Consider the following 215-nt stretch of genomic DNA (forward strand, 5'->3'; position numbering starts at 1 on the left):
TTTTCAGTTGGCCGGTGCTCAAAGATGCGCTTGTAAAAATGTCAGATGAACCGTCTTGTGATTTTGGAAAGCATGTGATTCCGTACTGCCATGAGAATGGTAAACGGCTTTTTGCATACGAGTATAATGGCTATTGGAAAGACGTGGGAACTCTTGGTTCGTACTGGGAAGCCAATATGGAGCTGATCGACCTGATTCCGGAATTCAATCTTTAC

At 43.7% G+C, this 215-nt stretch carries 1 protein-coding gene; it reads left to right on the forward strand.

The genetic code is table 11. The features are described from left to right. On the forward strand, window positions 1-215 hold a 215-nt coding region (locus HJY11_RS14430; protein WP_243764585.1), incomplete at both ends, for a sugar phosphate nucleotidyltransferase.

It is taken from the genome of Bittarella massiliensis (ex Durand et al. 2017) (assembly GCF_017566145.1).
Classification (GTDB): Bacteria; Bacillota; Clostridia; order Oscillospirales; family Ruminococcaceae; genus Bittarella; species Bittarella massiliensis_A.